Here is a 7,964-nt window from a genome sequence, read left to right on the forward strand (position 1 = left end):
GTCCTGGCTGGTCTGGGCCGTCTCTGTGTGCCCGGCCCTGGTTCTGGTCTTCCTGGTCGCGGTCTGGTCGGGGTGTGGTCCGTGGCGGGGCGGGGCGGGTTCTGGTGGGGTGCGAGCGGGTGTCGAGTGCGGCCGCTGATGGTGGGGCGGGCCTGTGGTGGCGTCCCTGTTGTGGTGCCGTGTGTCTTTCCCTGTCGCACCTGGTCTGGTCTGGTCTGTGCTGTCGGGTGTGCGGGGGTCCTGGTGCCGGGGTGTGCGGGAGGGCCGGGCGGGCGGGGGCGGGTCTCTTCCGGGGGCGGGGTCCGGTGGTGACGGCCTGAGGTGTGTCCCGGTGGCGGGGTCCGGTGGCAGGGCCTGGTACCGGGGCGGGGCGGTGGTGGGGGCTGGTGTCCGGGTGTCGGCGGGTTTGTCTGTGTGTTTCTGTGCCGGGGCGGGGGGCTGGCCGGGTGGGTGGTTCCGGGGTGGGTGGCCCGGGGCGGGGAGGGGTGGAGGAGGGGTCGGGGTGGGGTGCGGACTCGTAAACATACCGCGTGTGCGGTTTGGTAGGGTGGGGTGGTGGTCCCGGTGTGTCCGGTGGCGGGGGCGGTGGCTGGGGAGGAGGGGTGGGGTGGTCAGGCAGGTGCGGGCGGTGCGGACGCGTCGGGCTCTGGTGCGTGCGGCGGCTGAGGTGTTTGCGGAGGACGGGTATGCCCTTGCCTCGCTGCCGGTGATCAGCAGGCGGGCGGGTGTGAGTACCGGGGCGCTGCATTTTCATTTCCCGAGCAAGGATCTCCTGGCGTGTGAGGTGGAGGCGGCGGCGACGGTGTCGGTGCAGCGGCTGGTGGTGCGGGAGGGTGCGGGGGGCGGGGGGCTGCAGTTGCTGGTGGATGTGAGTGGTGATCTGGTGGCGGCGCTGGCGGTGGATCCGGTGCTGCGGGCGGGGTTCGAGCTGGGTGGTGATCCTTCGCGCAAGAGTGTGCAGGGGCCGGGGCGGTGGTGGAGTGAGTGGGTGCATGCGCTGCTGCGTGAGGCGCAGGGGGCGGGGGAGCTGGCGCGGGGGGTGTCCCCGGAGGCGGCCGCGGTGGCTGTGGTGGCCTCGGTCGCCGGGTTCGGCCGGCTCGCGTCCCGTCACCGTGTGCGTTCCTCGCCTCATCTGGTGGAGCAGTTCTGGGCGCTGCTGCTGCCCGGCCTCGCGGCGCCTTCGGGCCGGCTGCCGGTCCTGCCCGGTTCCCAGGCCGCCGGGACCGACCGCACCCCCGGGTAAACAGACCGCATGGTCCGGCAATGGGGAAGTCAAACCGCTGACAGGGCGGCCGCAGCACCCGGAATCCCGCCCGAATAGCCGCCTTATGTGCTGTAAGCCGGATTCTCTCGAAGGGATCTCGAGCATCGGCTGAGAGAAAACAAGACGACCGGTTTGAGATTGACATACCGTCCATGCTGTTTTTTACTCGGTGTGTCGGGCGGATCCCGGCCGGCCGGGTGCGGCTCATCCGCCGCCGGCCCTTCCGGCGGTCCCGGGGCCCGGCAGTGTCGGGGCCCTGGCGGTCCCGGGGCCCGGCAGTGTCGGGGCCCTGGCGGTATCGGGGCCCTGGCGGTATCGGGGCTCTGCAGTGCGGGGCCTGGAGGCAACGGGGTCCGGCGGTCCGGCGTCCGGCGGCGTCGGGGTCCGGCGGTCCGGGGGCTGCCGGGGTCCGGTGGTCCGCCGTCCGGCGGTGTCGGGGCCCTGGCGGTCCGGGGTCTGGTGGCGTCGGGGTCTGGTGGTGCCGGGAGTCCGGGGCTGGGGCTGGGTTCGGGGCTGGGGTAGTGCGGGCCGGGCGGGTTCCGGGGGTTGGGTTCGGGGCCTGGGTTCGGGGTTTTGGGGGCCTGGGTGTTGATGGGGTCCGAAGGGGTTCGGCAGAGCGCAGTGGACGGACAGGGGAGACGGCGTGGACACCGACATACTCGGCACTCTTGCTGTGCGGGAGAAGGGTCTTTCGATTACTCCGACGGCTCCCAAGCCGCGGCAGGTGCTGGCCCTGCTGGTGGTGCAGGCCGACCAGATGGTGCCGGTGGGCATGCTGAGTGAGGAGTTGTGGGGCGGCAGGCCGCCCCGTAGTGCGCGGCCCACGCTGCAGACGTACATTCTGCAGCTGCGGGAGCTGATCACCGCGGCGCTTGAGGCGGATGCGGCTGATGCCCGTACGGCCAAGGACGTGCTGCTGACCGTGCCGGGCGGCTATCTCCTCAAGAGCGGCGGGGGCGGCAGTGACGTGCGGGCGTTCGAGCGGCTGGCCGGGCTGGGCTACCGGGCGATGGACGCGGCGGACTTCCCGGAGGCCGCCCGGCAGTTGCGGGCCGCGCTCGCGCTGTGGTCCGGGCCGCCGCTGGCCGATGTGCAGGCCGGGATGCACCTGGCCACTCAGGTCAAGCGGCTGGAGGAGAGCCGGCTGTGTGCGCTGGACCAGCGTATCGAGGCCGATCTGCGGCTGGGCCGCCACCGTGAGCTGCTGGCCGAGCTGACCGTGCTGGTCAGCCGCTATCCCACCCATGAAAGCCTGTGCGGGCAGTACATGCTGGCCCTGTACCGTTCCGGGCGCCGGGGCGAGGCCCTGGACGCCTACCAGCGGCTGCGTGCCACCCTGGTGCGCAGTCTGGGCCTGGAACCGTCGGCGGCGCTGAGCAAGCTGCAGCGTTCCATCCTGATGGCCCGGCCGGACGGCTCACCCGCCACCACCGCCACCGCCACCGCGACCGCGACCGCGACCGCTTCCGGTTCCGCCGGGCCGGGCTCCACGGGCAGTGGCCCCGCCGGGACCGGACGCCTCGCCCCGGTCGGCTGACCCCCTCGCCCCGGTCGGCTGACCCCCTCGCTTTGGCTGGCTGCCCCGCTTTGCCCCGGCCGGCTGACTCCCTGGCCTTGGCCGGCTGGCCCCCTTGGCCTTCTCGCCCGGCTTCCGCCCAGGTCCTGGTCTCTTCCGCCGGGACCTGGCGCATGCCCCGGTCCCGGTCCGCCCCCCGCCTCCCGGCCTCCCGCGGGCCCCCGCGTACGCCCGGGTTGGCGGCTGTGCGGCCCGCCGTCCGGCTCTCACCCCGCCCCGTCCGGTCCGTGCCGTCCGTCCGGTCCGTGCCGCTCGTCCGGCTCTCACTCCGTCCCGTCCGGCCTGTGTCCCCCGGGCTGTACGGGCTGCTGGTGCCGCTCGCCTCGCCTGTCTTGCCCGGGCTGCTCATCCCGCCTGTCCCGCCCGTGCCGTCCGGGCTGCGTCCCGCCCGTGCCGTCCGGGCTGGGTGTGCCGCCCGGGCCCGGCTGTGTGTGTTGTACGGGCTGCTGGGGCCGGCTGTGTGGGCCGTGGCGGCTGTGGTGGGTGGCGTTCGGCGGTGTGCGGGCTGTCGCCCGGTCGGCGCCGCGGGGGTGCCGGGCCGGGGGGTGGGGCCGGGGGTGGGGGTCCGGGCGGGTGCGAGGCGGGCTCGAGTGGTGGGGGGCAGGGTGGGGGTGCGCCTGGAGGAGGAGGGGCCGGCATGTCGTCGCGCGTGCACGCTTGTGAGCACACGGTGGGGGTGGCCGCTCCGGCCGGTGTCGTGTACGGGATGCTGGCTGATGCGGTGCGCTGGCCGGTGTTCTTGCCCTCGGTCGTGCATGTCGAGCGTCTCGACTTCGACGGGGTGCAGGAGCGGCTGCGGATGTGGGAGCTGGCCGCCGACGATGACACCGCCGCCGCCGCCGCTGCCGCCGCCGACGACGGTGCCGGTGACGGTGACGGCGACGGCGCTGGTGCCGGTGGTGGTGTGGGTGGTGTGCTGGGGGGCCGGGTCGGTTCCTGGCATGCCCGGCGGGTGCTGCATCCTGATGTCCGGGCGGTCGTGTTCGAGCAGGAGGATGCTGTCTGGCCCGGCAGTGTGACTTCGGGTGTGTGGAGTGTGCGGCCGGCGGGTGAGGCGGAGTGTGTGCTGGGCCTGCGTCAGGAGTGCGGGCTGCCGGTGGCGGCTGCGGACGGCGCCCGCCGGGAGGCGGAGGCGGAGGCGGATGTGCATCGCCGGCTCGCGGCGGTACGGCGGGCGGCCGGGTGGTGGGAGCGGCTGGACGAGCTGCTGCTGTCGTTCGAGGACCGGGTGCGGATCGAGGGCCCCGCGGAACTGGTCTACGACTTTCTCTACCGGATCGGGGAGTGGCCCGGGCGGGTCCCGCACGTGGAGCGGGCCGGTGTGCGTGAGGACGTGCCGGGGATCCAGGTGGTGTCTTTGGACAGCTGCGCCGCGCCGGGCGGGCGGACGGTGAGCACGCGGGCTGTGCGGCTGTGTTTCCCGCACGCCGGGCGGATCGTCTACAAGGAGACGCGCACGTCCGGGCTGATCGCCGCCCACAGCGGTGAGTGGTCGCTGCTGCCGGACGCGTTTGGGGTCACGGTCGTCGCGGCCCACCAGGTGATGCTCCGGCAGGAGGCCGTCGGCCGGGTGCTCGGTGCGGGCACCGGCCTGCTCGAGGCCCGTGACCATGTCCGTGCCTGGCTGTCGCGTGCCAGTACCGAAACGCTGGGCCTGGCCAAGTGGCATGCCGAGAGCACCGTGCGCCGTCTGCGGTGAGCAGATGACCTGCGATGAACAGCCGACCAGCCGACCAGCCGACCAGCCGACCAGCCGAGCGGATGATCAGATGAACAGGAGGCCGGTCATGGCCGTCACCCCGCCCGCCGCGCCCAGCGCACCCGTTGCTGCCCTTGCTGCCTTGCCGGTCCGGGCGGCGGTCCCGGCCCCGCCGCCTGAGGCTGCTATCACCGCGCGGCCGCCCGCCGCGCTGTCCGGGCCGGCGGTGTCGCCGGCGGGGGAGGAGGCGGGGAGCGGGGACAGGGGCGGGGGCGTCGTCCGTCTGGCCGGGCCGGTCCCGGGAGTGCTGGCGCACCGGTATGCCGTGCTGCCGCCGCCGCTGCGGGTGGCGCTCGCCGCGCTGCGGCTGGAGGTGCTGCTGGGCGATCCCCGCGACGCGGCCAACCCCTACAGCCTGCCCGCCCTCACCTCCGCCCCCGCCGCATCCCCCGCCTCTGCCGCTTCTGCCGGGTCTGCCGGGTCTGCCGGGGAGGGGTGGGGCGGGCGGGCGGGTGTGCTCCTTACGGCGGCCGGTCTGGGCCAGGTATGTGCCGCTGACCAGCGGGTGCGTGCCCTGCGCCCGCTCCTGCGCCGGGATGTGGCCCTGGGACATGCCGCGGGCCGGTGGGGCGGGCCGGGTATGCCGTCCGCCCGGCGCGCCTGGGGGCAGGACGGGGAGTCCCGCCCGGTGTTCTCTCCGGTGCCCGCCGCGCTGCTCGGCCCGGCGGCCCTGGTGGCCGCCGCCGGCAGCGTGCTGCGCCAGGCCGCGCTCACCGTGGCCGGCCGCGGCAGTGGTGAGCCGGCCCTGCGGCAGTGGCAGCCCGTGCTCGCCGCCGCCTTCGCCGACCTGCTGGCCTGCGAGAGCCTGACCTGTGTGGCGCTGCGCCGCCCGGCCGCCCCCGTCCCCGGCCCCGGGGTGGGGGCGGGGCTGCTGGGCGCGGTGGCCGGCTACGTGGTGCCGACCGTGCTGGCCGACGTACTGGCGCAGCTGGGACTGGTCCTTGCCGAATGCGGCCACGGGCCCGCCAGTACCGGGGGCGGGATGCTCGCGAAACTGACCCGTGACCTTCCCCTGGCCGGGGTGGACGCGGCGGGCGCCGCGCACTGGCAGGCCCGCCTGGCCAGGGACCTGCCGGCCCTGGCGGCCGAAGAGCCCCGCACCGCGCACCGCGGCCCGCTCCCCGCCCTCTTCCGGCTCGCCGACCCGCCCGCCCCCGCCCCCGCCGGCGGCATCGCCGCTGCCGGGGAGCAGGAGGACGGGCACACCCCGGGCGGGCACGAGTCCGGCCGCCTTGCCCCGGACGGGCACACCCCGGACGTGCACACCCCGGACGGGGCACAGCCGGGCGGGTACGGCGTGGGCGGGGACAGTGTGGTGCTGTCCGGTCTGCTGCGCGCCGGTGCCGCCCGTGCGGACGGTGCCGCCCGTGCGGACGGTGCCGCCCGTGCGGACGGTGCCGCCCGTGCGGATGGTGCGGATGGTGCGGATACGGGCCGTGCCGCGCTGGGGGCGCTGGCCCGGCGGCTGCTGACCGAGCAGCGCGCGCTGCGCCGGCCGTGCCGCACGGCCGGCGCGGACCCCGGCGCTGTGGCGGCGCGGGCGCTGGCGGACCGGCAGGCCCTGCTGTGGCTGGCCGCCGCCGTGCTCGGTGTCAGGGAGGCCGCCGACGACGGCCGCGGCCTGTTCCTGGGCGGTACGCACTGGGCGCTGCTCGCGCTGTCGGGCATCGCGGGACGGCTGGGCGTGCCGCTGCCCGGACCGGCCCCCGACCCGCGCGCACCCGTCTGGGCGGAACTGGCCGGCCGCGTCCGCCGCGGCGTGGACTGCGACGTGTACGCCACCCGGCTGCTGTGGTGAGCGGGCACAGCCCGGCCGGCGGCCCGGGCAGCACCGCATCCCCGGGGACCGCATCCCCGGGGACCGCATCCCCGGGGACCGCATCCTCCGGGACCGCTCCTTCCGGGACCGGGTTCGCCGGGGCCGCACCCCCGGGGGCCGCTCCTCCCGGGACCGGGTCCGCCGGGGCGGGTTCCGGGGGCCGGGGTTTTGGGGGGCCGGGGCGGAACGGGGCGGGGGAGGGCGGGGGCGAGCGGGTGCCCGGCCCGCTGCTGCCCGCACTGCCGTCCGGCCCGCCGCCAGGGACCTCGCCTGTTTCGCTGCCTGTTCCGCCGTCCGGTCCGCCGTCCGGTCTGCCGCGCGGTCTGCCGTCCGGGCTGTCGGCCGGTCCGCCGCGCGGTCTGCCGTCCGGTGTGCCGCCGGGTCTGCCGTCCGGGTGGGGGGCCGGGGGGCTGTCGGGGCTGTCGCCGGGGCCGTTGTTGCATGTGGCGGGGCCGGACGGGCCGTGGGAGCAGGTGCACGACCAGCTTGCCGGGCAGGGCCATGCCCTGGTGCACACCACCTGGGGGCAGTGGCTGACGGCGGCGCTGCTGGATCCCGGGCTGCGGTCTCTGCTGGGCCGTGACTGGCCGCGTTACCGGCAGACGGCCGCTCCGGCGGGCCGGCTGCGGTTCGCCGTTTCCCGGATGGTCCTCAAGCACGCTGCGGCCGCCGCGCTCCAGGTCCCCGCGGACGCCCTCGACCTCGCCTACCGGCCGGGCGGCCGCCCGCATCTGCGCGGCCTGGCCGAGGCCGAGGTGAGCCTGGCCCACACCGACGAGCTGATCGTGGTCGGCATCAGCCGCAGCGGGCCGATCGGGGTGGACGCCGAGCCCGTCACCCGCCGGCCCTCTTTCGAGCTGCTGCACCCTTACGTGTGCACCCCGGACGAGGCCGCGGAGCTCGCCGTGCTGGGCGAGGACGAGCGGGCGCTGCGGCTGCTGCACCTGTGGACCCTCAAGGAGGCCTACACCAAGGCGCTCGGGCACGGCATGCGGCGCCGTTTCTCGGCGGTCGGCTTCCGCCGCGACGAACAGGGCCGTACGGTCCTGGCCGGCGAGCCGGACGGCGCGGCGCGGTGGGTTCTGGCCACCCATCTCGTCCACGGCCGGTATCTGGTCAGCAGCGCCCGCCGTCCGCCGCGGGAAATCGAGACCGCTTCGCGGCCCGCTCCATACCCGCTCGAGGAAACAGGCCTCCCACCTGCGGCGACGTTAGGCTGGCAGCTGCCGGGCAGCTCCGGCGCACAGCCGACATGACGAGAGGCGGGCGTCGTGAACCACCGTGCAGCCATCCCACCGCACCCCGCCCGGCCCGCCCCCGCCCGGCCCGCCCCCGTGCGGCCTGTCTCCGTGCGGGGCGCCGCCGCGGGGCGTCCCGGCGGCAGCTTTCGCCGCCGCCCGGCCCGTCGCGGGCCGGGCGCCGCGGCCCGTGCCCACCGCCCGGCCGGCCCGTGCGCCGTCACCCCGCCCGATGCCGTCCCGCCCGCGCCCGCGGCTGCCGCACCCGCACCCGCACCCGCAGTGGCCGGGCCTGCCGGGCCTGCCGT

5 protein-coding genes are annotated in these 7,964 nt (G+C 76.1%); all 5 read left to right on the plus strand.

The features are described from left to right. Window positions 1-607 precede the first annotated feature (607 nt). The 5 genes from ACZ7M3_RS49805 (at window position 608) to ACZ7M3_RS49825 (ending at window position 7,674) form a co-directional block, all read left to right on the plus strand. On the plus strand, window positions 608-1,243 hold the full coding sequence (locus ACZ7M3_RS49805) for a ScbR family autoregulator-binding transcription factor (protein WP_472073053.1): 636 nt from the start codon (window positions 608-610) through the stop codon (window positions 1,241-1,243). 664 nt (window positions 1,244-1,907) lie between these two features. Further along, on the plus strand, window positions 1,908-2,801 hold the full coding sequence (locus ACZ7M3_RS49810; protein ID WP_472073055.1) for an AfsR/SARP family transcriptional regulator: 894 nt from the start codon (window positions 1,908-1,910) through the stop codon (window positions 2,799-2,801). 676 nt (window positions 2,802-3,477) lie between these two features. After that, on the plus strand, window positions 3,478-4,539 hold the full coding sequence (locus tag ACZ7M3_RS49815) for an SRPBCC family protein (RefSeq protein WP_472073057.1): 1,062 nt from the start codon (window positions 3,478-3,480) through the stop codon (window positions 4,537-4,539). 88 nt (window positions 4,540-4,627) lie between these two features. Then, window positions 4,628-6,397, plus strand: a complete 1,770-nt coding sequence (locus tag ACZ7M3_RS49820) for a hypothetical protein (protein ID WP_472073059.1) — start codon at window positions 4,628-4,630, stop codon at window positions 6,395-6,397. 494 nt (window positions 6,398-6,891) lie between these two features. Continuing rightward, the gene (locus tag ACZ7M3_RS49825) at window positions 6,892-7,674 is read left to right on the plus strand and encodes a 4'-phosphopantetheinyl transferase family protein (RefSeq protein ID WP_472073061.1); all 783 of its coding nucleotides are present in this window, start codon (window positions 6,892-6,894) and stop codon (window positions 7,672-7,674) included. Window positions 7,675-7,964 lie beyond the last annotated feature (290 nt).

The sequence above is a fragment of the Streptomyces sp. NPDC111656 genome, assembly GCF_055656965.1.